The 25,680-nt window shown below is 70.7% G+C and carries 18 protein-coding genes and 1 pseudogene; 12 read left to right on the top strand and 7 right to left on the bottom strand.

Annotation, left to right across the window (positions count from 1 at the left end; all coding sequences use genetic code 11):
* The first annotated feature begins 3 nt into the window (after positions 1 to 3).
* Positions 4 to 1,248, top strand: coding sequence for an ABC transporter substrate-binding protein (locus ACIA03_RS20145; protein WP_396985744.1), 1,245 nt, complete (start codon positions 4 to 6; stop codon positions 1,246 to 1,248).
* A gap of 168 nt (positions 1,249 to 1,416) precedes the next feature.
* On the opposite strand, the gene ACIA03_RS20140 is transcribed toward ACIA03_RS20145, so the two are convergent.
* Positions 1,417 to 1,866, bottom strand: a complete 450-nt coding sequence (locus ACIA03_RS20140; protein WP_396985743.1) for a hotdog fold thioesterase — start codon at positions 1,864 to 1,866, stop codon at positions 1,417 to 1,419.
* Between the two features lie 115 nt (positions 1,867 to 1,981).
* Here ACIA03_RS20140 and polA point away from each other — a divergent pair, with 115 nt between their 5' ends.
* Entirely contained in the window at positions 1,982 to 4,669 is a 2,688-nt protein-coding gene (polA, locus tag ACIA03_RS20135; protein WP_396985741.1) for a DNA polymerase I, read from the top strand.
* A gap of 175 nt (positions 4,670 to 4,844) precedes the next feature.
* Here the strand turns inward: polA and ACIA03_RS20130 are convergent, their stop codons facing one another.
* Positions 4,845 to 6,089 (bottom strand): lipopolysaccharide biosynthesis protein, encoded by a 1,245-nt coding sequence (locus ACIA03_RS20130; RefSeq protein WP_396986158.1) that lies wholly within the window; start codon positions 6,087 to 6,089, stop codon positions 4,845 to 4,847.
* A 176-nt stretch (positions 6,090 to 6,265) separates the two neighbouring features.
* Here ACIA03_RS20130 and ACIA03_RS20125 point away from each other — a divergent pair, with 176 nt between their 5' ends.
* Positions 6,266 to 7,942, top strand: coding sequence for a hypothetical protein (locus ACIA03_RS20125; protein ID WP_396985739.1), 1,677 nt, complete (start codon positions 6,266 to 6,268; stop codon positions 7,940 to 7,942).
* Between the two features lie 20 nt (positions 7,943 to 7,962).
* Complete coding sequence (locus ACIA03_RS20120) at positions 7,963 to 8,118, top strand: hypothetical protein (RefSeq protein WP_396985737.1); 156 nt, start codon at positions 7,963 to 7,965, stop codon at positions 8,116 to 8,118.
* 74 nt (positions 8,119 to 8,192) lie between these two features.
* Here ACIA03_RS20120 and ACIA03_RS20115 read toward each other — a convergent pair whose 3' ends face one another.
* Positions 8,193 to 9,350 carry a glycosyltransferase family 4 protein gene (locus ACIA03_RS20115; protein WP_396985735.1) on the bottom strand — a complete coding sequence of 386 codons (1,158 nt, stop codon included), beginning with the start codon at positions 9,348 to 9,350 and terminating at the stop codon, positions 8,193 to 8,195.
* Positions 9,351 to 9,485: 135 nt separating this feature from the next.
* On the opposite strand from ACIA03_RS20115, the gene ACIA03_RS20110 reads away from it, so the two are divergent.
* Positions 9,486 to 10,271, top strand: coding sequence for a class I SAM-dependent methyltransferase (locus ACIA03_RS20110; protein ID WP_396985733.1), 786 nt, complete (start codon positions 9,486 to 9,488; stop codon positions 10,269 to 10,271).
* Entirely contained in the window at positions 10,238 to 14,491 is a 4,254-nt protein-coding gene (locus ACIA03_RS20105; RefSeq protein WP_396985731.1) for an alpha-(1->3)-arabinofuranosyltransferase family protein, read from the top strand. The genes ACIA03_RS20110 and ACIA03_RS20105 overlap by 34 nt, the downstream gene beginning before the upstream one ends.
* A gap of 53 nt (positions 14,492 to 14,544) precedes the next feature.
* Here ACIA03_RS20105 and ACIA03_RS20100 read toward each other — a convergent pair.
* Positions 14,545 to 15,492: pseudogene (locus tag ACIA03_RS20100) on the bottom strand (acyltransferase family protein); the annotation flags it as partial.
* A 50-nt stretch (positions 15,493 to 15,542) separates the two neighbouring features.
* The gene (locus ACIA03_RS20095) at positions 15,543 to 17,441 is read right to left on the bottom strand and encodes a hypothetical protein (protein WP_396985729.1); all 1,899 of its coding nucleotides are present in this window, start codon (positions 17,439 to 17,441) and stop codon (positions 15,543 to 15,545) included.
* A 110-nt stretch (positions 17,442 to 17,551) separates the two neighbouring features.
* Here ACIA03_RS20095 and ACIA03_RS20090 point away from each other — a divergent pair, with 110 nt between their 5' ends.
* Positions 17,552 to 18,508, top strand: coding sequence for a DUF3068 domain-containing protein (locus ACIA03_RS20090; protein ID WP_396985727.1), 957 nt, complete (start codon positions 17,552 to 17,554; stop codon positions 18,506 to 18,508).
* Here the strand turns inward: ACIA03_RS20090 and ACIA03_RS20085 are convergent.
* Positions 18,505 to 19,386 carry a class I SAM-dependent methyltransferase gene (locus ACIA03_RS20085; RefSeq protein WP_396985726.1) on the bottom strand — a complete coding sequence of 294 codons (882 nt, stop codon included), beginning with the start codon at positions 19,384 to 19,386 and terminating at the stop codon, positions 18,505 to 18,507. The two genes, ACIA03_RS20090 and ACIA03_RS20085, sit on opposite strands and share 4 nt — an antisense overlap.
* A gap of 252 nt (positions 19,387 to 19,638) precedes the next feature.
* On the opposite strand from ACIA03_RS20085, the gene rpsA reads away from it, so the two are divergent.
* Positions 19,639 to 21,120 (top strand): 30S ribosomal protein S1, encoded by a 1,482-nt coding sequence (gene rpsA, locus ACIA03_RS20080; protein ID WP_045551137.1) that lies wholly within the window; start codon positions 19,639 to 19,641, stop codon positions 21,118 to 21,120.
* A 69-nt stretch (positions 21,121 to 21,189) separates the two neighbouring features.
* Here rpsA and ACIA03_RS20075 read toward each other — a convergent pair whose 3' ends face one another.
* Positions 21,190 to 21,348, bottom strand: a complete 159-nt coding sequence (locus tag ACIA03_RS20075; RefSeq protein WP_396985724.1) for a hypothetical protein — start codon at positions 21,346 to 21,348, stop codon at positions 21,190 to 21,192.
* Between the two features lie 89 nt (positions 21,349 to 21,437).
* Between ACIA03_RS20075 and ACIA03_RS20070 the strand changes: the two genes are divergently transcribed.
* Genes ACIA03_RS20070 through ACIA03_RS20055 form a run of 4 tightly spaced genes read left to right on the top strand, consistent with a single transcriptional unit; the run spans position 21,438 to position 25,555 of the window.
* Complete coding sequence (locus ACIA03_RS20070) at positions 21,438 to 22,403, top strand: helix-turn-helix domain-containing protein (protein ID WP_396985722.1); 966 nt, start codon at positions 21,438 to 21,440, stop codon at positions 22,401 to 22,403.
* 12 nt (positions 22,404 to 22,415) lie between these two features.
* On the top strand, positions 22,416 to 23,009 hold the full coding sequence (coaE, locus tag ACIA03_RS20065) for a dephospho-CoA kinase (RefSeq protein WP_396985720.1): 594 nt from the start codon (positions 22,416 to 22,418) through the stop codon (positions 23,007 to 23,009).
* A gap of 27 nt (positions 23,010 to 23,036) precedes the next feature.
* Positions 23,037 to 24,380 (top strand): glycoside hydrolase family 3 N-terminal domain-containing protein, encoded by a 1,344-nt coding sequence (locus ACIA03_RS20060; protein WP_396985719.1) that lies wholly within the window; start codon positions 23,037 to 23,039, stop codon positions 24,378 to 24,380.
* Between the two features lie 35 nt (positions 24,381 to 24,415).
* Positions 24,416 to 25,555, top strand: a complete 1,140-nt coding sequence (locus ACIA03_RS20055; RefSeq protein ID WP_396985717.1) for a DNA polymerase IV — start codon at positions 24,416 to 24,418, stop codon at positions 25,553 to 25,555.
* The last annotated feature ends 125 nt before the right edge of the window (positions 25,556 to 25,680 follow it).

The raw sequence follows: 25,680 nt of genomic DNA, 5'->3' as shown, positions 1-25,680 counted from the left end.
TGGATGAAGCTGACCGCAGGCGCCGGCGCCTTGGCGCTCAGCTTCACCCTCGCCGCCTGTGGCGGCGAGACCGCTTCCGAGGAGCCGGAGAAGAAGCCTGCCGCCAAGGGCGACGGCACTCTCACCATCGGGCAGCTCCTCCCGCAGACCGGCAGCCTCGCGTTCCTCGGCCCGCCCGAGTTCGCCGGTTCGGACCTGGCGATCCAGGACATCAACGCGGCCGGCGGCGTGCTCGGCAAGGACGTCGTGTCGGTCGTCGCGGACTCCGGTGACACCACCTCCGCGATCGCCCCGACCGAGGCCGACAAGCTCATCGACGCCAAGTCCGACGTGATCGTCGGCACCGCCTCCTCGGGCGTGTCGATGACCGTGATCGACAAGATCATGTCGTCCGGGACCGTGATGTTCTCCCCGGCCAACACCTCGACCGAGTTCGACGAGGGCGACTTCGCCAAGCCGGACCTCTACTTCCGCACGGCTCCGTCCGACATCCTGCAGGGCGCCGTCATGGCCAACCTGCTGCTCGAGGACAAGCGCACCAACGTGGCGATCCTGGCCCGCCAGGACGCGTACGGCGAGACGCTGGCCGAGGAGGTCAAGGCCAACCTCGAGGGTGCCGGCTCCAAGGTCGCCACCACGGCGTTCTACTCCGAGGACGCCACCTCGTTCGACGCCCAGATCAACGAGGTCGCCGGCTCCGGTGCCGACGCGGTCGTCGTGATCGCGTTCGAGGAGACCAAGAAGCTCATCCCGCAGCTCATCGCCGCGGGTGTCGGTCCGGCCAAGCTGCCGACCTACTTCGTGGACGGCAACCTGTCGGACTACTCCAAGGACTTCACCAAGGGTGAGCTCACCGGTGTCAAGGGCACGCTCCCGGGCGCCGAGACCGCTGGTGACTTCAAGCAGCAGCTGCTGAAGGTCAACCCGAAGCTGGCCGACTACTCCTACGCCGGTGAGTCCTACGACGCCACCATCGTCTCCGCTCTGGCGGCGGTCCAGGCCGACAACGACAACGGTGAGGCCATCGCCAAGGAGATCGTCGACATCACCACCGGTGGTGAGAAGTGCGAGACCTACGCCGACTGCGTCAAGCTGATCGAGGACGGCAAGGACATCGACTACGACGGCAAGTCCGGTCCGATCGAGCTCGGCGAGACCGGTAGCCCGACGGCCGCGTCCATCGGTATCTACAAGTACAACGACAAGGCGACCTACGCCCCCGTCAAGTACATCGCTGGCGAGGTCTGAGCCTGTGACCCTGCGACGAAGTCGCAGGGTCACAACGCGAAGAGATCGAGCGAGCGCAGCGGGTGAGCTTGCGAACCCGCGAAGCGGGTCGAGATCCAGTCGCTGAGCGAAACTGATTGACGAAGGGCCCCGGAGCGACGCGCTCCGGGGCCCCTTCGGCGTTCGTTCCTACATCGAGATCCGCTCCGCGTCGATGAGGGAGCAGGTGATCCGCGAGGTGCAGACCCGCTTGCCACGCTCGTCGGTGATCACGACCTCGTACGCCGCCGAGGTGCGGCCGAGGTGGATCGCCGTCGCGGTGCCGGTGACGATCCCGGAGGTCGCCGAACGGTGGTGGGTGGCGTTGATGTCGACGCCGACCGCGATCTTGCCCAGGGTCGCAGCGTGCATCCCGGACCCGGTCGAGCCGAGCGTCTCGGCAAGGGCGACGGAGGCGCCGCCGTGGAGCAGGCCGTAGGGCTGGGTGTTGCCCTCCACCGGCATGGTGCCGACGACCTTGTCGGCCGAGATCTCCAGGATCTTGACGCCCATCTTGTCGTTGAGGCCTCCCATGCCGTGGGGGAGTGAGGCGAAGAAGACCTCGCCTGCTGTCTGGTCGGCGGTTGATGCATCGGTCATAAATGCATGGTCGCACGTGGGCTGCGAGGGCGGTGCGCGGGGATACGGGACTCTTCGCGCGCGAGGCTCGGATGTCGGTGGCACCGTTGTCGGTGGTCGTGGATAGAGTCGGACCGTGGCTGATGTGACGCGTGACCGACTGCTCCTCCTCGATGGGCACTCGCTGGCCTACCGGGCCTTCTTCGCCCTGCCGGTGGAGAACTTCTCGACCGTCACGGGGCAGAACACCAATGCCGTCTACGGCTTCACCTCGATGCTGGTCAACGTGCTGCGCGACGAGACCCCGACCCATGTCGCGGTCGCCTTCGACCTGTCGCGGCAGACGTTCCGGCTGGAGGAATACTCCGAATACAAGGCCAAGCGCAACAAGACGCCCGACGAGTTCAAGTCCCAGCTGCCGCTTATCCAGCGACTGCTCGACGTGCTGCACATCCGCCACCTGTCGCTGGCGGGCTATGAGGCCGACGACATCATCGCGACCCTGGTGACCCAGGGCCTCGAGGCCGGGATGGAGGTGCTGATCCTGACCGGTGACCGCGACTCGCTGCAGCTGGTCACGGACTCCTCGACCGTGCTCTACCCGATGCGTGGCGTCTCCGACCTGGCGCGGATGACGCCGGAGGCCGTCGAGGCGAAATACGGGGTCCCGCCGCACCGCTATCCTGAGCTGGCTGCGCTGGTGGGAGAGGACTCCGACAACCTGCCGGGCATCCCGGGGGTCGGCCCGAAGACCGCCGCGAAGTGGATCAACACCTACGACGGCCTCGACAACCTGATCACCCACGCCGACCAGGTCAAGGGCAAGGCGGGCGACAACCTGCGCGCCCACCTCGGCGATGTGATGCGCAACCGGCGGCTCAACGCCCTGGTCCGGGACCTGACCCTGGAGGTCGGCCCGGCCGACCTCGGACGGGTCGAGTGGGACCGGGCAGCCGCGCTGGAGCTCCTCGACGAGCTCGAGTTCCGCGGTGAGATCCGCACCCGGATCACCGACGTGCTCGCGCCGGAGGACGACGTCCCCGTCGACGACAGCGGCTTCGCGCTGGCGGGCGAGACGCTGGCCCCGGGGGCCGTGTCGGCATTCCTCGAGGAGCTCGGCACCACGCCGGTCGGGGTGCATGTGCGCGGAGCCTGGGGTTCGGGCACCGGCCGCGTGGACGGGTTCGGCTTCGCGACGGAGGAGCGGGCTGCGTACGTGGGGGTGGAGGGGCTCACCCCCGAGGACGAGGCGGCGTTGGCCGGCTGGCTCGCGGATGCCTCGAAGCCCAAGATCATGCACGACGCCAAGGGGCCCGAGCTGGCGATCGACGCCCACGGCTGGTCGCTGGGCGGGCTGGTGACCGACACGGCGCTCTCGGCCTACATCGTGGCCCCCGACCAGCGCTCCTACGACCTCGCCGACCTGACCCTGCGCTACCTCAAGCGTGAGCTCAAGCAGGAGGACGACGGCGGCCAGGAGTCGCTCTTCGGCGACGACGAGGTCGGTGGCGACGGCATCGCTGCGACCACGATGCTCTACGCCCGGGCGGTGCTCGACCTGGCCGCCGAGCTCGACTCGGCCGTCGAGGCGGCCGGTGGACACCGGCTGCTCTCCGAGGTGGAGCTCCCGCTGCTGCATCTGCTGGCGCGGATGGAGAAGACCGGCATCGCGGTCGACACCGAGCACCTCGACGCCCTGGAGCGCCACTTCGCCGGCCAGATGAAGCAGGCCGCCGACGAGGCCTACGGCGTGATCGGCAAGGAGATCAATCTCGGCTCGCCCAAGCAGCTGCAGGTGGTGCTCTTCGACGAGCTCGACATGCCGAAGACGAAGCGTACGAAGACCGGTTGGACCACCGACGCCGACGCGCTCCAGCAGCTCTACGTGAAGACCGAGCACCCGTTCCTGCTCGCTCTGCTGCGCCACCGCGACGTCACTCGGCTGCGGGTGACGATCGAGGGTCTGCTGAAGACCGTGCAGGACGACGGCCGGATCCACACCACCTTCAACCAGACGATCGCGGCGACCGGGCGGCTCTCCTCGACCGAGCCCAACCTGCAGAACATTCCGGTACGCACCGAGGAGGGGCGCGGGATCCGCAAGGGCTTCGTCGTCGGCGGCGGCTTCGAGTCGCTGATGACCGCCGACTATTCGCAGATCGAGATGCGGATCATGGCGCACCTGTCCGAGGACGAGCTGCTCATCGAGGCGTTCCGTTCCGGACGCGACTTCCACTCGATCACCGCCGCGCGGGTCTTCGGCGTCGACCCCGACGCGGTCTCGGTGGAGCAGCGGGCCAAGATCAAGGCGATGAACTACGGTCTCGCCTACGGCCTGTCCGCCTTCGGGCTCTCCCAGCAGCTCGGGATCGAGCCGAGCGAGGCGCGCGGGCTGATGGAGGAATACTTCGAGACCTTCGGCGGCATCCGCGACTACCTGCGCAGCCTGGTCGAGGAGGCCCGGCGCACGGGATACACCGAGACCATCATGGGTCGCCGCCGCTACCTGCCCGACCTGCTCTCCGACAACCGCCAGCGCCGCGAGACCGCCGAGCGGATGGCGCTCAACGCCCCCATCCAGGGCTCCGCCGCCGACCTGATCAAGGTCGCCATGCTGCGGGTCCAGGCCGCCATCGACGAGGCCGGACTCTCCTCCCGGATGCTCCTCCAGGTCCACGACGAGCTCGTCTTCGAGGTCGCTCCGGGGGAGCGCGCCGCGCTCGAGGCCCTCGTACGCGAGCAGATGGGCTCCGCCGCCGACCTCAACGTCCCGCTCGACGTCTCCGTCGGCACCGGCCGCTCCTGGCACGAAGCAGCCCACTAGCCGAGAAGTCACCCCGGTCGGCCGAGGCGTCAGTCGCGTCGGCCGAATCGGCAGTTGCGGCGTACCGAATCCTCAGTTGTGGGGGACGAAGCTCCAGTTTCGTCCCCCACAAGTGCCATCTCGGCCGCCACAACTGACGTCTCGGCCGTCTGGGGTGACGTCTCGGCAGATGGAGTCAGCTGCGCTGAGGAGCCTGGCCGAGGCGCCAGAAGGTGACGGAGAGAAGGACGGCGACGAGGGTGGCGTCGACGCTGAGGACGGCCCAGACGAGGCCGTCGGCGCTGGTCTGGGTCGCGCCGAGGGCGACGACGGCGGCGACGGCGATCCAGAGGAGGTACGCCGAGAGCCGGCTGCGCCGGGCCAGAACCGAGTAGACGAGCAGCTGGAGCACGGACAGCACCGTGCCGAGGATCGCGAAGACCCAGAGCAGGCCCTCGATCTCGGCATAGTCGGGGCCGCCGATGAAGATCATCGCGAGCCACGACAGCAGCCAAGCGCCGGCGATCGCGCATACGCCGAGACCGGCGACAAGGGCCAGTGACTTGAGCAGGGCGGAGCGGCGGCTGGCCTCGGCCGACATCGACGGGAAGGCGATGATCACCACGAACTGCGGCAGGAACAGCACCGCCTTGGTGAGGATGAGACCACCGGCGTACAGGCCTGAGACATGGTCGGAGAGCACGTTGCGGGCGATCAGGATGTCGACGTTGGAGAGTGCGAAGAAGCCCAGCAGCGCGAACGAACCGTGCAGCATCTCGACGACGACGGGTTTGATGGAGTCCGGCTCCGCCTCGGCGGAGGACGTACGCCGCCGCAGCACCCACCATCCGACGACCGCCGGCGCGAACTGGGCCAGCGCGACCCCGGCCATGGCGGCGCCCTCGGTGGGACGGACCCACATCGCGGCGGTCGCGACCAGGACCCGGGGGATGCCGAGGGCAAGATAGACCATCGCGAGCTCGAGCCAGCGGCGCTCGCCCTGCAGCACCCCGGCCTGGCCGCCCATGATCGTGAGCGGCACGGCGCACACCGCGACCAGCAGCGCGGGATAGATCGAGTCCAGCCGCAGCACGCGCCAGACCAGCGGTGAGGCGGCGAGCATGACCACGCCGACGACGATGGCCGCTCGGTAGGTCGCCCGCAGCACCGTCCGCTCGATGGCGCGCTCCTGGCCGGGCGTCTGGGTCACCCGTCGTGAGGCCGTCGCCTGCATGCCGAGCTGGACCACGCCGACCACGAGGAGCAGCGACATCATCGAGGCGACGCCGCCGTACTGCCCGGGACCGAGGATCCGGGCGGCGACGATCTGGAAGCCGTAGGTCGCGACGTTGGTGACCATGATGCACACGGCGAGGAAGCCGCTGCTGTGGATGAGCGCGGACAGCGTACGCCGGCGGGCGCTGGTCGGGCTGTCGGTCATCGTGGGCACTTGGAAAGCCTAGGCCGCGACAGGTCACATGCCGGCACCGGCATCCGCCCAGGACCGGAACTCCTTCGCCACAAGTGACGTCTCGGCCGACGTAACTGACCTTTCGGCCGACGCAGGTGACGTCTCGGCCGACGGGGGTGACATCTCGGCTGGGTAGGGTTGCGGGCGTGAGCGAGCGGGTGGTGCCTACGTTGTGGGCGGTCGTGCTCGCGGTGCTGATGCTAGGGCCGGCGCTCGGTGCCGGGTTCGTGCTCAGCTACGACATGGTGTGGGTGCCTGACCTCGGGCTGACCCGGGACGTGCTCGGGCTCGGGTCGGGGCTGCCGCGGGCGGTGCCCTCGGACGCCGTGGTCGCGGTGCTGGACGAGATCGTGCCGGGCCTCGTGCTGCAGAAGATCGTCCTGCTGGGGGCGCTGGTGCTGGCCGGGGCCGGTGCCGCCGAGCTGGTGCGAGAGCGCTCGCTCGCCGCGCGACTGGCGGTGGTGAGCCTGACCGTGTGGAGTCCGTACGTCGCCGAACGACTGTGGATGGGCCACTGGCCGATGCTGCTGGCCTATGCCGCGGTGCCCTGGCTCGTCGTCGCCGGCCGCCGGTGGGCGGCGGTCAAGCACGGCCCGGTGTGGATGCTGCCCGTCCTCCTCCTAGGAAGCCTGAGCGCGAGCGCGGGCATCGTCTCGGGCACAGTCCTCCTTGCCACCGGCCTGCGTCGTGACCGGCGCCCGGCCCTGCTTCTGGCCGCAGTAGCGACGGTGAACGCCCCCTGGCTCGTGGCCGGCATGACCCACACCTCCCAGGCGGCCTCGGCCACCGGGTTCGACGTGTTCGCGCTGCGCGGTGACGCCCTGCCCGCCCCGCTGGCGGCGCTGTCGCTCGGCGGGATCTGGAACACCTCGGTGGTCCCGGCGAGCCGGGAGGGCTGGCTCGCCTGGGTGGCGCTGGTTCTCCTGGTGGCACTGGTCGCGGCGGGAGGTCGGCGGTGGTGGAGATCCGAGAGCCAACGGGTCACGATCCTGGCGCTGTGGGTGGCGGGCCTGGCGATCGCCGGCGCCGGCTGGGCGGCGCCCCAGGCGCTAGACGACCTCGCCCGGCACGTCCCCGGTCTTGCGCTGTTCCGCGACAGCAGCCGACTGCTCCCGCTCTGCCTGCCGTTGTTGATCCTGACCGTCGCAGCCGGGGTCGACACCCTGACCGAGAAGCTGCGCGGCGCCGCGCCGCGATGGGCGGCCGCTGTGGTCGTCGTGCTCGTCCCGGTGGCGGTCCTTCCCGACGCCGCCTGGGGGCTGGCCGGTGGTCTCGGCACCGCTGACTACCCGTCGGAATGGCACCAGGCACGCGCGGCGCTCGCCGAGGAGAGCGCACCGGGTGACGTACTCGTCCTGCCGTGGTCCGCCTATCGCGCCCCGTCCTGGAACGGCGGCCGCCCCGTGCTCGACCCGCTGCCGAGGACGCTGACCCGCGCGAGCGTCGTGAACGGCGACCTGCTCATCGGCAGCACCACGGTCCCCGGAGAGGACCGTCGCGCCGGATCCGTCGAGGACACGCTCACCGACACCGATGCCGCCGAGCAGGTCACCCACCTGCGACAGCTCGGGATCGGGTACGTCATCACCGACCGATCCGCGGGCGATGCGCCACAGATCGCGGGCGAGGTGGTCTACCAGGGCGGCGGCCTGCTCGTGCAGCGCCTGCCCGGACGCGATCACCATATGCCCGGGACGAAACTCGGTCCGGCCATGGCGGGAGCGTGGGTGGCGTACGGCCTGGCGTGGCTCGGAGCCGCAACATCAACAGTTCTGCTACTGATCAGTACGCGTCGCCGGCCGGCTGCTAAAGTTCGCCGCTAGGAGAGGGAGGTCACATATCCATGGGCAACATCATTGCCATCGTCGCCAGCATTCTTGTTGGCGGCGGAGTCGCCGCAGCGACCATCGTCGGAGTCGTCACCAGCAGCACGAACGACACCGGCGAGAATCCTCCGAGCGTCTCTGAGTCGACGGTTCAGTACGGCACCAACGACTGAGCTCGACACATCTGACAAGGGGCCCGGCGGTGATCCGCCGGGCCCCTTCTCGTTCTGGGCGAGCTCCAGAGCAGTCAGTCCGCGCCGACCACGTGCCCCTGCAGCGCGGAGGCGAGCACGGCGTTGAAGTTGAGCTGGCTCTGCTCCCAGGTGTGCTTGCGGGCGTGCCAGCGGGCACCCTCGGCCAGCTCCTTGCGGCGGATCTCGTCGCCGAGCAGGTGGTCGAGCGCGGCCACGAAGCCGGCCTGGTCCTCGACCAGCACCCCGGACTCGCCGTCGTCGATCGACTCGGTCGTCCCGCCCGCGTCGCGGAAGGCGACGGTCGGGGTGCCGTGCTGGGCGGCCTCGGTGACGACCAGGCCCCAGCCCTCCTTCAGCGACGGCAGCGCCATCAGCCAGGACCGCTCGTAGACGGCCTCCTTGGTCTCCTCCGAGACATGCCCCATCATCTCGACGAAGTCGCCGGCCCCCACCCGGGAGACGTACGCAGCCAGCTCGTCGGCCCACCAGCCACCGCCCACGATGCTCAGTCTCAGGTCCGGGTAGGACGCCCGCAGCGCCACCGCCGCGTCGACCGCGAGCTCGACCCGCTTGTGCGGCACGAGTCGGCCGACGACACAGATGGAGGGGTGCTCGGTCTTGGCCGGCTGGTCGCTCAGCGCCGGAGCGGCGCCGTTGTGCACGACCGCGACCCGGGCGGGGTCGACGCCGAGGGTGGCCAGCTCGGCGCGGGTGGCGCGGGAGACCGCGACGTACTGCTTGCGACGGTAGAGCCGCGGTGCCAGCCACGACTCGACCCACCAGCCGATCCGCCCGGACAGCCCGGGGTAGACCACCGGCCACTGCTCGCGGTGGACGTGGTGGACGAGCACGGTGACCGGCGCCCGCGTGCCGAGCGGTGTGAAGAACGGGAGCCCGTTCTGCACGTCGATGACGGCGTCGACGCGACCGATCGGGCCCAGCCGCCCCAGCGCGAGCAGCAGCACGCCCCACAGATAAATGCTGAGCTTGCCGCCGCGACGTACGTAGCGGACGCCGTCGCGCTCCTCACGGGCACGAGCGCCCGGGTAGGTCGCGGTGAAGACGGTCACCCGCGCCCCGGCATCGACCAGGCCGGCGGTGATCTGGTGGAGGTAGTGCTCGGCCCCACCGGCTTCAGGATTGTCAGAATCGCGCCAGCTGAACACGGCGACATGGCCGCCGTTCAGCTGCGCTCCCTCGTTGGCGCGCAAAATACAGTGCTCCCCTGGATCTCGCAGTTCCCCGCTGCTGAGTGCTCCCTCCCCAGGGGTCACGCAGTTACTGGAGAGTAGGACATTTCGTGACCAAATGCACACCCACCGGGGTAATCGGTTAGGGTTCCCGCCGTGCCGAACCTCCTCGACTCCCAGCGCAACGCCCCGACCGGCGGACGCTGGAGCGCGACGCTGGGGCGCTCCGTACGTCTGTTCAGCGACTTCCGGGTGGAGCAGACCGATCCGGCGCGCTTCTACACCGCGCTGGCGGCCGACTCGGTCGGTCAGCTGGCCCACTACACCGACGGAGAGACTCTCGACGGCACCGTGCTGCTCGACGTCGGTGGCGGCCCGGGCTACTTCCGCGACGCCTTCATGGCGGCCGGCGCGACCTACCTGGCGCTGGACGCCGATGCCGGTGAGATGCAGGGCGCCGGGATCGTCGCCGAGGGCAGCATGCTCGGCGACGGGATGCGGCTGCCGGTCCGCACCGGATCGGTCGACGCCTGCTACTCCTCCAACGTGCTCGAGCACGTCCCGACCCCGACCGCGATGCTCGACGAGATGCTCCGGGTCACCAAGCCCGGTGGCGTCGTCTTCTGCTCCTACACGCTGTGGTGGGGTCCGTGGGGCGGCCACGAGACCAGTCCGTGGCACCTGCTCGGCGGCCGGTTCGCGCGGCGCCGCTACCAGCGCAAGCACGGTCACGAGCCCAAGAACAGGTTCGGCGAGTCGATGTACGCAGCGACCGCCTCCACCGGGCTGCGCTGGGCGCGCGCGCAGCGCAAGGCGGGCAACGCCGAGATCCTGGCCGCGGTTCCGCGCTACCACCCTGCGTGGGCGGCGTGGCTGATGCGGGTCCCGGTGGTGAGGGAGGTGCTCTCATGGAACCTCCTGCTGGTGCTCCGCAAGACGTGACCCCGGATCCGCCCAGCGCTACGTCACGACTGAGGATCGCGGCGTACGTCGCGATCCTGACCGCGATCACGTTCACCCAGGCGCCGGGCCGGATCGTCGCGGACACCAAGTTCGACCTGAGCGCCGACCCGTGGGCCTTCCTGGCCCGGGCGATGAACATGTGGGACGCGCAGGGCGCGTTCGGCCAGGTGCAGAACCAGGCGATCGGCTACCTGTGGCCGATGGGCCCCTTCTTCGGGCTCGGCCAGGTGGCGCAGCTGCCGGAGTGGGTGATCCAGCGGCTGTGGTGGGCGCTGCTGCTCAACCTGGCCTTCCTCGGCGTCCTGGCCGTGGCCAGTGAGCTGCGGCTGGGACGGCCGTGGGCCCAGGTCGCCGGGGCCGCGGCGTACGTCCTGACGCCGCGCGTGATGACCATCCTCGGCGCCAACTCGGTCGAGCTGTGGCCGACCGCGATCGCGCCGTGGGTGCTGCTCGCCGTCATCCGGGCCAGCGGCACCACCACGACGAAGGACCTGGTGCGCTGGTGCGCGGTGGCCGCGATCGCGGTCGCCTGCGCGGGCGGCGTCAACGCGACCGCGGTCTCGGCGGTGCTGGTCCCGGGCGTGATCTTCCTGCTGACCCGCACCGGCGCGCGGCGGTTCGCCGCGCTCGCCCTGTGGGGTGTGCTGACCATCCTCGCCACCCTGTGGTGGACGATCCCGCTGGTGCTCCAGGGCCGCTACATCCCGCCGTTCCTCGACTACATCGAGACCGCCGCGGTGACCGCCTCGACCACCGGCCTGCTGCCGACGCTGCTCGGCACCTCCGACTGGGTCGCCTACGCCGACCCGCTCTACTACCCGGCCGGGCAGAGCCTGAACGCCACCCCCTACCTGATCCTGGACGCGGCCGCGGTCGTCGCGATCGGGCTGGCCGGGCTCGCCGGCGTCGGCCGTGCGCGCCGCCAACAGAGCACATCGGTTCGGGCTTCGCTTCACCCAGAGAGCCGGTTCCTGATCGGCTGCGTCCTGGCCGGCGTCGTCCTCGTCGGGATCGGCTACACCGGCCCGCTGGCCGGCTGGGGGGCCGAGGCCCGCCAGGACCTCGTCGACGGCGCCCTGGCCGCGGTGCGCAACAGCCACAAGTACGACGCGGTCCTCCGCCTCGGCCTCGCCGCCGGCGTCGTGCTCACCGTCGAGACCATCCTCCACCGCGCCGAGCTCGCCCGGGCCTCGGCGACGAGCACGAAGGCCGCGCAGTGGCTGCGGCGGGTGTTCGTCATCGCCGTGGTCGCCTCGCTGGCCGGCCTGGCGGTGCCGTGGGTGCGCGGCCAGGTGCCGCCACCGGGATCGATCGAGAACGTTCCGGGTTTCTGGACCGACGCCGCCGACTACCTCTCCGAGAACGACGACGGCGGGGTCACCCTGGTGGTTCCGGCAGCCAGGTTCGGCGACTACCTGTGGGGCAGCACCCACGACGAGGTGCTGCAGCCCTACGCCGACTCCCGCTGGGCCGTACGCGGCGTGGTGCCGCTGGCCGAGCCCGGCAACGTCGTCTGGCTCGACCGGGTCACCGAGGAGCTCGAGCGCGGCACCCCGAGTGCGGATCTGGCGCCGATGCTGGCCAAGGCCGGTGTCACCCGGCTGCTGGTGCGCAACGACCTGCACTGGGGCACCACCGGCGCCCCGCCGCCCTCCCTGGTGCACGCCACCCTCGACCAGTCGCCGGGCCTGACCCGGGAGGCGAGCTTCGGCACCGAGTTCGGCAACACCACCTACCACCGCGAGGAGGGCACCCGCGTCCTCGTCGACGGGGGACTGGCGGGGGAGTACCCGCCGATCGAGATCTACGAGGTCGACGACGCGACCTCCGGCGCCACGCTGATCCCCGCCAGGACGACCGTGATGGGTGACCCCGGGGAGCCGGCGAGCGGCGCCCAGGCGGTGCTGACCCCCGACGACACCCGGACCGATGACGAGGGGGCCGAGGAGCCGACCGACGTCATCCTGACCGACGGGCAGCGGCGGCGTACGACGCTCTTCTCCGGCGTCCGGGCCAACTCCTCCTCGACCCGCACCGCCGAGGAGGGGGTCGACTCCGACAAGCCCGAGAGCTTCCACCGCTACCTGGAGGATCAGGAGCGGTGGCAGAGCACCGTGGTCTGGCGCGGGGTCGAGGCCGTGGAGGCCTCCAGCTCCGCGGCGACCCCGGAGGAGCTCCCGGTCGACCGCGGCGCGGCACCCTCGGCAGCCATGGACGGCGACCCCGGGACCGCGTGGCGCACCGAGGCCGGATGGGGGCACAGCCCCGAGGGCGCCTGGCTCCGGGTGCGGTTCGAGAACGAGGTCGACCTCGGCAAGGTCACCATCGCCCTCCCTGCGAACGTGATCGGGGTCGAGCGGCTCGAGCTCGTCGCCGGCGCCCAGATGCGGAAGGTCTACGCCCCGCAACCAGGGGCTGAGGCGACGTACGACCTCACCGGGTTCAGTGCACGCAACCTCACCATCACCGCCCGCGGCGCCACCGCCTACGGCGCCTGGGGGATCAGCGAGCTCTCCATCGAACACGTCACCCCACAACGCCTGGTCGCGCTGCCGAAGCCGCCCAGCGACGCCACGATCCGCAAGATCCGGCTCGGTCGTGACACCGACCGCAGCGGCTGCATCGACCAGGGCGGAGTGCTCTACTGCGAGCCGTTCCTGGCCGCCACCGGCGACGACGGCGACGACCTGGACCGGCTCGTCACGCTGACCCGCGCGCAGACGTTCAACGTCACCGGGACGGTGTCGCTGCGCCGTGACCACGCCTACGCCGCGGCCGCCGGCCTCGCCGGCGTCGACATCACCGCGCCGAGCAGCGGAGACATCGCCCAGTCGGCGCTCGCGATGGTCGACGGCGACCAGGGGACCTCGTGGCGGGCTCCGTCGACCGACCCCGCCGCCGTCACCCTCACGCTGCCCGAACGGCAGCGGGTCAGGTCGCTGCGGCTCCTGGTGAACGAGGCCGCGCCGGTCAGCATCCCCACCGAGGTCGAGATCACCGACCTGCGCCGCCCCAAGAAGCGCACGGTCACCCGCCACGTCGGCGAGGACGGTGCGGTCGCCGTCCCCAAGGGCTGGCGCACCGACCGGCTCCGGATCCGCATCACCGCGACCGACGCCGCCTACGACCAGCCCTCGAGCAGGGCCGACGCGACCGAGCTGCCGGCCGGCATCTCCGAGCTGCAGGTCAACGGCCGTCCGCTCGGCGACGGCCGGCTCCGCGCCGGCTGTGCCGCGGGGCCCCGCGTCCAGGTCGGCGACCGGTTGCTGCGTACGTCGGTCAACGGGTCGCTCGCCGATCTGCTGCGCGGCGGCGAGGTGCCGCTGAAGGTCTGCGACCGGGCGCCGCTCACGCTGGCCGCGGGCGAGAACACCCTGCTGGCCGACCCGGTCGCATCGCTGCGGGTCGACAGCCTCGAGCTCAGCGCCGACGTCATCGCGGACGCGGAGCCGCCGGAGGCGGTCGAGGTGGAGCGGGACCCGCGCGACGCCGCGGTCTCGGCGAGCGTGTCGCCCGAGGCCTACGACCGGGTCCTCGTGCTCCCGCAGAACATCAACCCCGGGGCCACCGCGACCCTCGACGGCAAGGCCCTGCGCGCCCAGCGGGTCGACGGCTGGCAGCAGGGCTGGATCGTGCCCGCCGGCACCGGCGGAGAGGTACGTTTCGGCTTCGCGCCCGAGAGCACCTACCGTGCCGGGCTGCTCGCCGGTGCGGGCGGCGCGGCGCTGGTCCTGGCGCTCGCGCTGGTGACCTCATGGCGTCGACGCGGCACCCCGCCCAGTCTCGAGCTGTTCCCCGAGGCCGCCCCGTGGCGCTGGTACGACGCCGGCGTGCTGGTCCTCGTCGCCGGGCTGCTCGCCGGCTGGTGGGGTGCGCTCGCCGCGGTCGTGGCCTGGCTGCTGCCGCGCCTGACCGGTCGCCGCCCGGATGTCATCCGTCTCCTGGCCGCCGGGTCGGGCGCGGCACTGCTCGCCGGCGCCCTGGTCGTCGAGATCCTCCCGACCGCCTGGGACCTGCCCTGGGACCCGCCTGCCTGGACGGCTCAGGCGCTCTCGCTCGTCGCGGTCGTGCTGGCCGCCGCGGCCGCCTCGGCGGCACCGCGCTCGACCGCCGGCTCAGGAACAGACGGGCGCGACCGCCGCAGCCCCGAGGGACGCCAGCCGCGCAGCCGCATCACCCTGCGCTCGAAGAAGAGGTAGGAGAGTGCCGCCACCGGCACGGTGACGATCAGCGTCATCCCCAGGACGGTCCAGAAGCGGTCGGCGAAGACCTCGTAGCCGAGCAGCTCCATGCCAATCAGCAGCACGAACATGTGGATCGAGAAGATGCCGTAGGAGATCTCGCCCAGGGCGCTCGGCAGCGGCGTGGCCAGCCAGCGGCGTACCGGTCCCTCGAGCTCGGGTCCGAAGACCAGCGGGAAGATCACGCAGACGGCGATCAAGCCGTAGAGCACGCACCGCAGCGCCGACTCGGCTGGTGTCGGCGCCTCGACGAGGCCGGTCGGCCCGGTGATCGGCGTGCAGGCGGCGACGAAGAGCCCCAGGGCCAGCAGCCACCAGCCGGCCAGGTCGCGCGCGGCGGCATCCAGCCGCGCGCGCATACGCGGGTCGACCGAGCAGACCGCGAGCGCGGTCCCGGCCAGGAACCACGGCAAGTAGCCCGGAAGCCACTCCGCCGCCAGCGGCTGGGTGAACCAGGTCCGGGCGCCGGCCGCGAAGACCACGCCGCTCACCGACAGCAGCAGGCAACCGATCAGCACTCGCCGTACGTCCAGACGGTCGCGTGGCGTCAGCAGCCGCACCAGAAGCGGCAGCACGAGGTAGAAGGCGACCTCGGTGCACAGGCTCCACATGTGGGCCAGGCCGTAGGCGTGGGAGTCCTGGGTGTAGATCTGGGTCAGGGTCAGGTTGGAGATCCAGCCGCCGAGCCCGACGTCGTCGTTCGTCGGCGCGAAGACCAGGCAGACGACCACCACGACCCAGTAGAGCGGCAGGATCCGCAGCGCTCGCTTCCACAGGTAGCGCCCGGTGCTCGGCGGAGAGTTTCCGGCGGCGCTCGCCGCGAACCAGGGCCGGGCCAGCAGGAACCCGGAGACCACGAAGAAGAGCGCCACCCCGAGGTCGAGGTGGGCCAGCATCGCGCCCGTCCAGCCACGCGGGTAGCGACCGGTCTGGAAGCCGACGTGGGTCAGCAGCACCATCAGCGCGCCGACCGCGCGCAGCGCGTCGAGCGTGAGGAACCGACGTTCCATCAGCCCTCACTTCCCGAGTCTGAGATCGGGTCCCCGAAGGGCACGGCCTTGCCGACCTCGATGCCACCCAGGCACGGCTTCGAGCCCGGAGTGAGGCTCTCGAAGCCGACCGTGTCGAAACGGCCGTCGCCCGTGCGGATGTAGAGGCTGCGGAAACCGGGCTCGATGCCGACGTCATAGGTGTGCTCGCCGGCGGTGACTCGCATCCGGCCCACGTCGCCCTCGCCTGCTGCGTACGCGATCCGCATCCACCAGCCGGCGCCGTCGACCCCGCCGTCCAGGTTCACCTGGAGCTGCGTCTGGCGCACCCGCAGCGCGCACCGGTCCAGGCTGGGCGTGGGGTCGACGGCGCCTACGGAGCGTCGTTCGGGGTCGACGGCCGCCGGGCGGATGTGACCCTTGTCGTCGACCATGTAGAGATGATCGGTGCTGGCGCGCGGAAACTCCATCTTGCCGGCGAGCGGCCGCAGCACCCGGCTGACCTGGTTGTACGGGTAGGCGGCACCCCAGACCATCCACTGCGGCACCGGCCCGTCCGCCATCGGCAGCGGCTCGTCGACGTCAGCCAGGTCGGCGCGGACGGTGTCGATGTAGCGCCGGGTGTTGTCGTCGTCGTGCCAGCCCTGGGCGTAGGAGTAGGACGAGAAGAGCCCCATCACGGTCACGACCGCCGTCGCGACCGCGACCCGCTTCGGCACGTCGAGGAACGCAGACGTACGCGTCGGGGCCAGCGTCTCCTCGGCTCCGAGCAGCGGCAGCGTGGCCAGGGCGAGTGCCATGGCGGTGACCGCGATCGTGTCGGTGAGGTAGCGGTAGGCGAGCGCGATGTCGGCGCCGACCCCACCGGCACGGATGGCGGTGATCAGGGCGATGTCGATGACCAGGATGCCGCCGACCAGCCACCACGCGCGCAGCGCGATCGAGCGGGTGCGGGCGAGCTCGTAGGTCAGCAGCGCCAGCACCCCGACGGCGAGCGCCGAGACCACCGCGCCGGGCTCGGCCCAGCCGGCGGAGTTGCCCTCCAGCCACGTCCAGCGCAGCGGCCCGCCGACCACGCCCGGAGCCCACGACTCCAGCAGGAACCGCTGCGCGACCAGCGCGAACCCGTTGGCGTCGGAGGTCCCGGAGGCGCTCGAGGAGCCGGCCCCCAGCGCGAGGTAGGCGACCACGGAGCCGATCGAGACCACCCCGTAGAGGAGCACGCCGGGCAGGTAGCGGCCCAGGACCGTCCGCAGCCGGGTCAGGATGTCGCCGGTCGCGAACCAGCCCAGCGCCAGCACGGCGTACGGCCAGAACAGCAGCATCGCCTTCTCGCCGAAGGCGATCGCGGCGAGCGTGATGAGCATCGTCAGCAGGGCCCAGCGGAACCGCCGCGTACGCAGGTAGTTGAGGTGTGCCCACGACCCCCAGAAGATCGCGGCGAGGAACGGCAGCTGGGTGATCCCCGGACCCCAGGTCAGGAACGCCGGCAGGCTGATCGAGGAGAACAGGAAGAGGGCCAGCGGCGGCAGGATCCCGCGCCGCTTCCCGAACGCGGAGCAGAGGAACACCAGGGCGCCGAGGCTCGCGATCGCCTGCAGTGCCAGCAGCTCGACGGCGGGGTAGACCCACGCGTAGGGGTCGAGCGAGAAGTTCCAGGCCGTCAGCGCGAACGCCCCCGGCATCAGGTGTCCGGCGAAGCCGCGGAAGAGCAGGTCGGCCGAGAGCCCGTCCGACATCAGCTTGGACATGAAGTTGGCGTCGTCGAAGCGATACCACGACCCGCTCACCGCCCAGGCGCGGAAGGCGAGCTGGGCCACGATCATGACGAGCGCGGCGGCGAGGACCTTCCTCGGGGTCGACAGCACACCGTCGTCGGTGGACGCGGCAGTGGCGGGTGCGAGGTGCGGGGATGACACGAAGAGGAAGTGTCGCACAGAGGTTTGTGACCCGTTGCACACCGCACGGGGTATTGCTGCTACGGTTCGCGGATCGAGGGGGGAACCGAGGCCTTGGGAGGGGCAGAAACATGCGAAGAGTGATTGGCTACGTCTTCTTGCTGGTCGGCGCGTTTGCGCTGGTCGCCGCCGCAGTATCCGGCTTCTGGGGCCGCGACGCCGCGGCCAAGTTTCCACTGAACGTCGACTCGCGCACCGTGCTCGAGGGCACGGCCAGCGGCGCACAGGCGAAGTCTGACGTCCCGGTGCGGGTGAAGTACGTCAACGTGACCAAGGCCGACCCGAAGGCGTCGACCGACGACGTCGTGGTGCTGATCGAGCAGGCCTGCGTCGTCGTTCAGGACGGCAAACCGGCACCTGACTGCCCCAACCCGAAGACCGACCCGCGTGCGGTGAACATCTCCAAGAGCGCCTACGCCCTGGACCGCACGACTGCCGAGCCGGTCAAGGACCAGGCCAAGTACGTGGGGGAGGAGTTCGCGACCGAGGGTATGTCCGGTTACGTCGCGAAGTTCCCGTTCGGCACCGAACGTCACGACTATGAGTACTGGGACGACACGCTCGGCAAGTCCGTCGTCGCCACCTACGTCGACGACGTCGAGGTGAGGGGCGTGAAGACCTACCAGTTCGAGGTCTCGATCCCGGCCACCGAGGTGACCCTGGACGAGGGTGAGTCCGAGGGCACCGAGGACGACACGATGGGCACCTACGAGGGTGCGCAGACCATCTACGTCGAGCCGACCACGGGTCAGTACATCGATCAGACCGGATCCCAGACCGCGATCGCCGGCGACACCACGGTGATCGACATCGAGGTCAGCTACACCGACGAGACCGTCGCGAAGAACGCCAAGGACGCCAAGGCCAACATCGCCAAGCTGAACCTGATCGGCACCTGGATCCCCGTCGGCGGCCTCGTCGTCGGCCTGATCCTCCTGCTGGTCGGCCTCTGGCTGGTCCTGCGTGGCCGCAAGCCCAACGGTGGCGCCCACGCCGCCGCGGACGACCGCACGCTGGTGGACGCTTAAGCCAGGTCGGCACCGAAGATCGCGGTCCCGGGGGTCAACAGCCCCCGGGTCCGTGACCAGCCGCCCCAGATCCGCTCGTGGTCCTCGGGCCACTCGGGCTCGACCAGGTCGGTGATCCGGAACCCGGCACCGGCCAGCAGCGACACCCAGTCCCCGAGGGTGCGGTGGTGCTCGACGTACGACACCTCGCCGGTCTCGTCGTCGACCTCGACGTAGGGGGTGCGGTCCCAGTAGGACTGCGCGGCGATGAGGCCCTCGGGGCCGGGGTCGTCGGGGAACATCCACCGCGTCGGGTGGGTGATCGAGAACGCGAAGCGGCCGCCGGGCCGCAGGACGCGGGCGGTCTCGGCGAGCGCGTGGGCGATGTCGCTGACGAACTGCAGCGCCCCGAAGGAGCAGAAGACCACGTCGAAGGAGTTGTCGGCGAAGGGCAGGTCGGTCGCGGTCGCCTGCACCGCGGGCACCACGACGCCGGTCTGCTCGTCGAGGCGCCGGGAGTGCTGGAGCTGACGGCCTGAGAGGTCCAGCCCGATCGCATGCCCGCCCTGGGTGTTCACCCACCGGGAGCACTGGCACGCGCCGGAGCCGAGCTCGAGGACGTCCTTGCCGGCGACGTCGCCGAGAATGCCGAGATCGGCCTCGGTCAGGCCCTCCGGGCCCCACACGAACCCGGCCTCGCCGAGGAACGGCCCGTGGGTCGCCTGGTACTCGTCGGCGTAGCGGTCCCAGTCGGGGCCGTTCGCGCGGCGCGACTCGGCCTCCCCGACGGTGCGCCGCTCGGCTCTGACGATCGGGCCGGTTGTCTCGATGGTTTCGATCGCGCCGAAGGGATCGATGGGCGCCTCCGGTCGGACGACCGGGCTGATGGCTTGGTCCACCTCTACAGCGTAGGCCCCGCAGGGTGACGCCGACAGTTGGACGGGGCCTGTGAGTGGAGCGTAGGCTTGGAAACTGCGTCTGAAGTCTGCCCGGGTCCCGGACCTAGTGGACCTTGGCCTGCTACCTCGGCCGCCGGCTCACACCGGGCGACGAAGCCTGTTTGTGCTGGTGCCGGCGAGGGGCTGCTGACCCGTACTTCAGACGTGAATGAACCCGACGATATCTGTCCACCCAAGGAAACCACCTCCCTTATGACGAGCACGCTCAACATTCCTCTTCCTGACTACGACGCGCCTCAGGTCGCGATCAACGACATCGGGTCGGAAGAGGACTTCCTCGCCGCGATCGACGAGACCATCAAGTACTTCAACGACGGCGACATCGTGGACGGTGTCATCGTCAAGGTCGACCGGGACGAGGTCCTGCTCGACATCGGTTACAAGACCGAAGGTGTCATCCCGTCGCGCGAGCTCTCGATCAAGCACGACGTCGACCCGTCCGAGGTTGTCGAGGTCGGCGACAAGGTCGAGGCCCTGGTGCTCCAGAAGGAGGACAAGGAAGGCCGCCTGATCCTGTCCAAGAAGCGTGCGCAGTACGAGCGCGCCTGGGGCACGATCGAGCAGGTCAAGGAGGAGGACGGCGTCGTCGAGGGCGCGGTCATCGAGGTCGTCAAGGGTGGTCTCATCCTGGACATCGGCCTGCGTGGCTTCCTCCCCGCCTCCCTGGTGGAGATGCGTCGCGTCCGCGACCTGCAGCCGTACGTGGGTCAGACCCTCGAGGCCAAGATCATCGAGCTCGACAAGAACCGCAACAACGTGGTCCTGTCGCGCCGTGCCTGGCTCGAGCAGACCCAGTCCGAGGTTCGCCACGGCTTCCTGACCCAGCTCCAGAAGGGTCAGATCCGCAAGGGTGTCGTCTCCTCGATCGTCAACTTCGGTGCGTTCGTGGACCTCGGCGGCGTCGACGGTCTCGTCCACGTCTCCGAGCTGTCCTGGAAGCACATCGACCACCCGTCCGAGGTCGTCACCGTCGGTGACGAGGTCACCGTCGAGGTTCTCGACGTGGACATGGACCGCGAGCGTGTCTCCCTGTCGCTGAAGGCGACCCAGGAGGACCCGTGGCAGCACTTCGCCCGCACCCACCAGATCGGCCAGATCGTCCCGGGTAAGGTCACCAAGCTGGTGCCGTTCGGTTCGTTCGTCCGCGTCGAGGAAGGCATCGAGGGCCTGGTGCACATCTCCGAGCTGGCCGAGCGCCACGTGGAGATCCCCGAGCAGGTCGTCCAGGTCAACGACGACGTCATGGTCAAGATCATCGACATCGACCTCGAGCGTCGCCGGATCTCGCTCTCGCTCAAGCAGGCCAACGAGACGGTCACCTCGACCGACGTCGAGGAGTTCGACCCGACCCTCTACGGCATGCCGGCGACCTACGACGACCAGGGCAACTACATCTACCCCGAGGGCTTCGACCCGGAGACGGGCGAGTGGCTCGAGGGCTACGACGAGCAGCGCGCGAAGTGGGAGGAGCAGTACGCTCAGGCCCACGCCCGCTGGGAGGCCCACATCAAGCAGCAGCAGGAGGCCGCCGAGAAGGCTGCCGAGGCCGGCGAGGCCACCTCCTACTCCTCCGGTGGCTCGGTCGACGAGACCATCTCCGAGGACGAGGGCGGCTCGCTCGCCTCCGACGAGGCGCTGCAGGCTCTTCGCGAGAAGCTGACCGGCGGTCAGTGAACTCCTGAGCGGATGCTCTGAAAACGCACGAATGCCCGGCCCCTTCCGAGGGGCCGGGCATTCGGGCTTTTAGGGCCACCTGGTCGCAGGCAGGCTGCTGCGGGGTTCGAAGGCCGGGTCGATGGCGTGGGACCGGGGTGCGGCCTTGGGGCGGTCGCCGTGGACGACGGCGAAGGTGGCGTAGGTGGTGAGGGCGAAGAGTGCGATGAGGATCAGTGCTGTGGTCATGGCAGTAATTCTTCGCTACCAGGTATTCCTGCCACATTGGCAGAAATGCCTAAGTTGCGCGAATTCCTGCCACCTGGCACCCTTCTGAGGTGCTTAGGAACGTCGCTGCGGTGATCTGGGACGGTGTCGCCCCCTTCGAGTTCGGTGCGGTCTGCGAGGCCTTCGCCATCGACCGGCGCGACGACGGGGTGCCGGTCCTCGACTTCGCGGTCTGTGCGCCGACGGCGGGGATGGTGCGTACGAACCTGGGGTTCAGGGTCGAGGCGCTCAACGGCCTCGAGGGGCTCGACGATGCCGACCTGATCGCGATCCCCGCCTTCGGCGGCCCCAACGGCACGCTGCCGGCGGAGGTGAAGGAGGCACTGCTGCGCGCGCATGCGCGGGGTGCCCGGTTCCTCACCGCGTGCTCGGGAGCCTTCGCGCTGGGGGAGGCCGGCCTCCTCGACGGGATCGAGTGCACCACCCACTGGAGGTACGCCACCGAGCTGCAGCGCCGCTTCCCGGCCTCGAAGGTCGTCCCGGAGGTGCTTTACGTCGACGCCGGGCAGATCGTCACCAGCGCCGGCACCGCCTCGGTGCTCGATGCCGCGCTGCACATCTGGCGTCAGGAGTACGGCGCCGCGGTCGCCTCCGCGGTGGCCCGCCGGATGGTCGTCCCGCCGCAGCGCGACGGGGGACAGGCGCAGTTCATCTCCCACCCGGTCCCCGATCCCGACGCGGAGACGCTGGGGCCCCTGCTGGCCTGGATCACGGCCCATCTCCACGAGGAGCTCGATGTGGACTCGCTGGCCCGTCAGGTGCTGATGTCGCCGCGTACGTTCGCCCGACGGTTCCGGGCCGAGACCGGGGCCACGCCCTATGCCTGGATCACCGCCCAGCGGGTCCGCCGGGCCGAGGAGCTGCTGGAGCGCAGCGACCGGTCGGTCGAGTGGATCGCGGGCGAGGTCGGCTTCGGGAACGCCGCGGCGCTGCGCCACCACTTCACCCGGGTGCGGGGGCTCTCCCCGCAGGCCTACCGGCGCCGGTTCGCCTGCGGGGAGCCCGCGACGGCCTAGTAGGGTCTCGCCATGCGCGTAGGACTCACCGGCGGGATCGCCTCGGGGAAGAGCACGGTCTCGGAGCTGCTGGCCGGGTGCGGGGCGGTGATCGTCGACTCCGACAAGATCGCCCGTGAGGTCGTCGAGCCGGGCACACCGGGGCTCGCGGCCGTCGTCGAGGAGTTCGGGCCCTCGGTGCTGACCGAGGCCGGTGAGCTGGACCGGGCCAAGGTGGGGGAGATCGTCTTCGCCGACGAGGGGGCCCGGGAGCGGCTCAACGCGATCGTGCACCCGTTGGTCGGGGCGCGGTCCGCGGAGCTCGAGGAGGCGGCGCGCACGGCGGGGAGACTGGTCGTCAACGACATCCCGCTGCTGGTCGAGGTGGGCTACGCGCCCTTCTTCGACGAGGTGATCGTCGTCGATGTGCCGGAGTCGATCCAGGTCGAGCGTGCGGTCGCGCGCGGCATGGCCGAGGCCGATGTCCGCGCCCGGATCGCCGCTCAGGCCAGTCGCGAGGACCGGCTCGCCGCGGCGACGTACGTCATCGACAACACCGGCAGCCTCGAGGATCTGCGGAAGCGGGTGCGGGAGATCTACGACTCACTCGCCCGAACGCGGTCGTAGGCGGGGGTTGCTGACATACTCGGCGGCGTGACTGGGGGCAAGCACACCGAATCAGAGGATCAGCAGCGTCGCGGATGGCGTTGGCTGCGGCCGGTGATCGCGGGGACCGTGCTGGTCCTGGCGGTCGGTGCGGGAGCGGCGGCGGTGACCCTCTGGGAGCCGACGGAGGTCGAGCCCGGCAGGCCGGTGGTGGCCACCACGAAGACCGACCCGACGAAGGACACCACGCCGCTCGCCTGGGGTCCGACGCGCGGAGAGCTGGCCACGGCCCGTGAGCTGGTGGCGGGCTGGGGGGACAAGAAGCTCGCCGGACAGGTGATCGTCGGCCGCTACCACGGCACCGATCCGGCCAAGGCCGCGAGGATGGTGCGCAAGTTCCACCTCGCCGGTGTCAGCGTGACCGGCGAGAACGTCGTCGACGAGGAGCAGGTGCGCGCGACGACCGCGGCGGTCTCCCGTGCGGTGGCGGCGGACGGTCGCTCGTTCCCCGCGGTGATCGGGGTCGACCAGGAGGGCGGGGTGGTCTCCCACCTGCGCGGCGTGGCCACCGAGTTCCCCGAGTTCGCGCGCGCCGGGGACGCCATCGAGGCGAAGCCGGGCAAGGGCGTCGCGGTGACGACAGAGGCCGCGCGGACGACCGCGCTCGAGCTGCGTGACCTGGGCTTCACCTGGGCGTTCGCGCCGGTGGCCGACGTGACCGTCGGCGCGGCCGACCCGACGATCGGCTCCCGCTCGCCGAGCGAGCGCCCGAAGACCGCCGCAGCGGCGGTCTCCGCGGCCGTGCAGGGCTACAACGCCGCCGGCCTGGTCTCCACCACCAAGCACTTCCCGGGCCACGGGGCGGTCACCGGCGACACCCACCTCGGGCTCCAGGAGCTCGACTTCGGGATGAAGAAGCTGAAGCGTCGCGACCTGGTGCCGTTCGACGCCGCCGTGGACGCCGGGGCACCGGCCGTCATGATCAGCCACGTCGACGTGAAGGCGGTGGCTCCTGGGAAGCCGGCCAGCATGGCGGCACCCATCTACGACCTGCTCCGTGACGACCTCGGCTTCGACGGCGTCGCCGTCACCGACTCGCTGGGCATGGGCGCGGTCACGACCACCACCAAGAAGCCCTCGGTGGCCGCACTCGAGGCAGGCGCCGACCTCCTGCTGATGCCGGCCAACTCCAAGGCCGCCCACCGCAGCGTCGTCAAGGCCCTCCGTTCGGGGCGCCTCGACCACTCCCGTGTCGAGGACGCGGCCGCCAAGGTCGTCGCCATGCAGATGTGGCAGCAGCGCGTCGCTGGTGCGGTGCCGGTGCCGGATGACGTACGCGAGCAGGCGGAGAAGGCCTCGGCGGCGCTCTCCGAGGCGGCCCCCGAAGGCTGACCTCCACGGGCGTCGGTTCATGGCACCATCGACCCATGAGCGTGGTGCTGCACGTCGACCTGGACCAGTTCATCGCGGCGGTGGAGGTGCTGCGACGGCCCGAGCTCGCCGGCAAGCCGGTGATCGTGGGCGGGCGTGGGGACCCGACCGAGCGGGCCGTGGTCTCGACGGCCTCCTACGAGGCCCGGGCCCACGGGGTCGGCTCCGGGATGCCGCTGCGCCTGGCGGTGCGCAAGTGCCCCGATGCGGTGCTGCTGCCGGTCGACCACGTCGCCTACGACGAGGCCTCCGCGGGCGTCATGAACACGCTGCGGTCGCTGGAGTGGGGCGGCGTACCCGTCCTCGTCGAGGTCCTCGGCTGGGACGAGGCGTTCCTCGGGCCCGGCCCCGGCCACGGTGACCTCGGCGATCCGGCAACCTTCGCCCAGCACGTACGCGACATGGTGCTCGAACGCACCCGGCTGCGCAGCGGCGTCGGGGTCGGCGACAACAAGCTGCAGGCGAAGCTCGCGACCGGGTTCGCCAAGCAGCGGGTCGACGGTGCGGTCGCGCGCGAGGCCGGGGCGGGCGGCCACGAGCCCGGTCCGGAGGGCCAGCTGCGGGGGACCGGCGTCTACCGGATCACCCACGAGACCTGGGACGCCGAGATGGGCCACCGCCCGACCGACGCGCTGTGGGGGATCGGGGCGAAGACCGCGAAGCGGCTCGCCGGTCTGGGGATCGAGACCGTCGCCGACCTGGGCGCGGCCTCGGCTGAGGGTCTGGCCGCCGCGATCGGTCCGACGACGGGCCCGTGGCTGCGCCGGCTGGGCCGGGGCGCCGACACCAGTCCGGTGGATCCCTCGCCGTGGGTCGCGCGCGGCCACGGCCACGAGGAGACCTTCCAGCAGGACCTCGTCGAGTGGCCGGACATCGTCGCCGAGACCCGCCGGCTGTGCACCGAGTGCCTCGAGGACGTCGTGAAGGAGGGCCGCGCGGTGACCCGGGTCGAGATCAAGGTGCGGTTCAAGCCGTTCTTCACCGTCACCCGCGGCCACAAGCTCCCCGAGCCCACCCTCGACGGTGATCGCCTCGCCGACGAGGCCGAGGCATTGCTGGAGCGGGTCGAGAAGGACCGGCCGATCCGTCTGATCGGGGTACGCCTCGAGATGGCCCCGCCGGCCGGAGGCTACTGACCCTGCCGAGGCGTCACATAGGTCGGGGGGGGGGGGGGGCCCCCGGGCCCCCCCCCCCCGGGGGGGGTGGGGGGGGGGGTGTGGGGGGGGGGGGGGGTAGGCCACCGTGTCTGGGGCCGGCGGGG

The sequence above is a fragment of the Nocardioides sp. NPDC051685 genome (genome assembly GCF_044453405.1).
Lineage (GTDB): Bacteria > Actinomycetota > Actinomycetes > Propionibacteriales > Nocardioidaceae > Nocardioides.
Note: the sequence above shows the minus strand (reverse complement) of the source record. Positions and strands in the feature narration are given on the sequence as shown.

Bases quoted from the DNA above. Each gene is read 5' to 3' on its own strand.
- ACIA03_RS20130 (WP_396986158.1), bottom strand. From the start codon at position 6,089: ATGACCGACAGCCCGACCAGCGCCCGCCGGCGTACGCTGTCCGCGCTC.
- ACIA03_RS20105 (WP_396985731.1), top strand. From the start codon at position 10,238: ATGGAACCTCCTGCTGGTGCTCCGCAAGACGTGACCCCGGATCCGCCC.
- coaE (WP_396985720.1), top strand. From the start codon at position 22,416: ATGCGCGTAGGACTCACCGGCGGGATCGCCTCGGGGAAGAGCACGGTC.
- ACIA03_RS20075 (WP_396985724.1), bottom strand. From the start codon at position 21,348: ATGACCACAGCACTGATCCTCATCGCACTCTTCGCCCTCACCACCTAC.
- ACIA03_RS20145 (WP_396985744.1), top strand. From the start codon at position 4: ATGAAGCTGACCGCAGGCGCCGGCGCCTTGGCGCTCAGCTTCACCCTC.
- ACIA03_RS20120 (WP_396985737.1), top strand. From the start codon at position 7,963: ATGGGCAACATCATTGCCATCGTCGCCAGCATTCTTGTTGGCGGCGGA.
- ACIA03_RS20140 (WP_396985743.1), bottom strand. From the start codon at position 1,866: ATGACCGATGCATCAACCGCCGACCAGACAGCAGGCGAGGTCTTCTTC.
- ACIA03_RS20055 (WP_396985717.1), top strand. From the start codon at position 24,416: ATGAGCGTGGTGCTGCACGTCGACCTGGACCAGTTCATCGCGGCGGTG.
- rpsA (WP_045551137.1), top strand. From the start codon at position 19,639: ATGACGAGCACGCTCAACATTCCTCTTCCTGACTACGACGCGCCTCAG.
- ACIA03_RS20090 (WP_396985727.1), top strand. From the start codon at position 17,552: ATGCGAAGAGTGATTGGCTACGTCTTCTTGCTGGTCGGCGCGTTTGCG.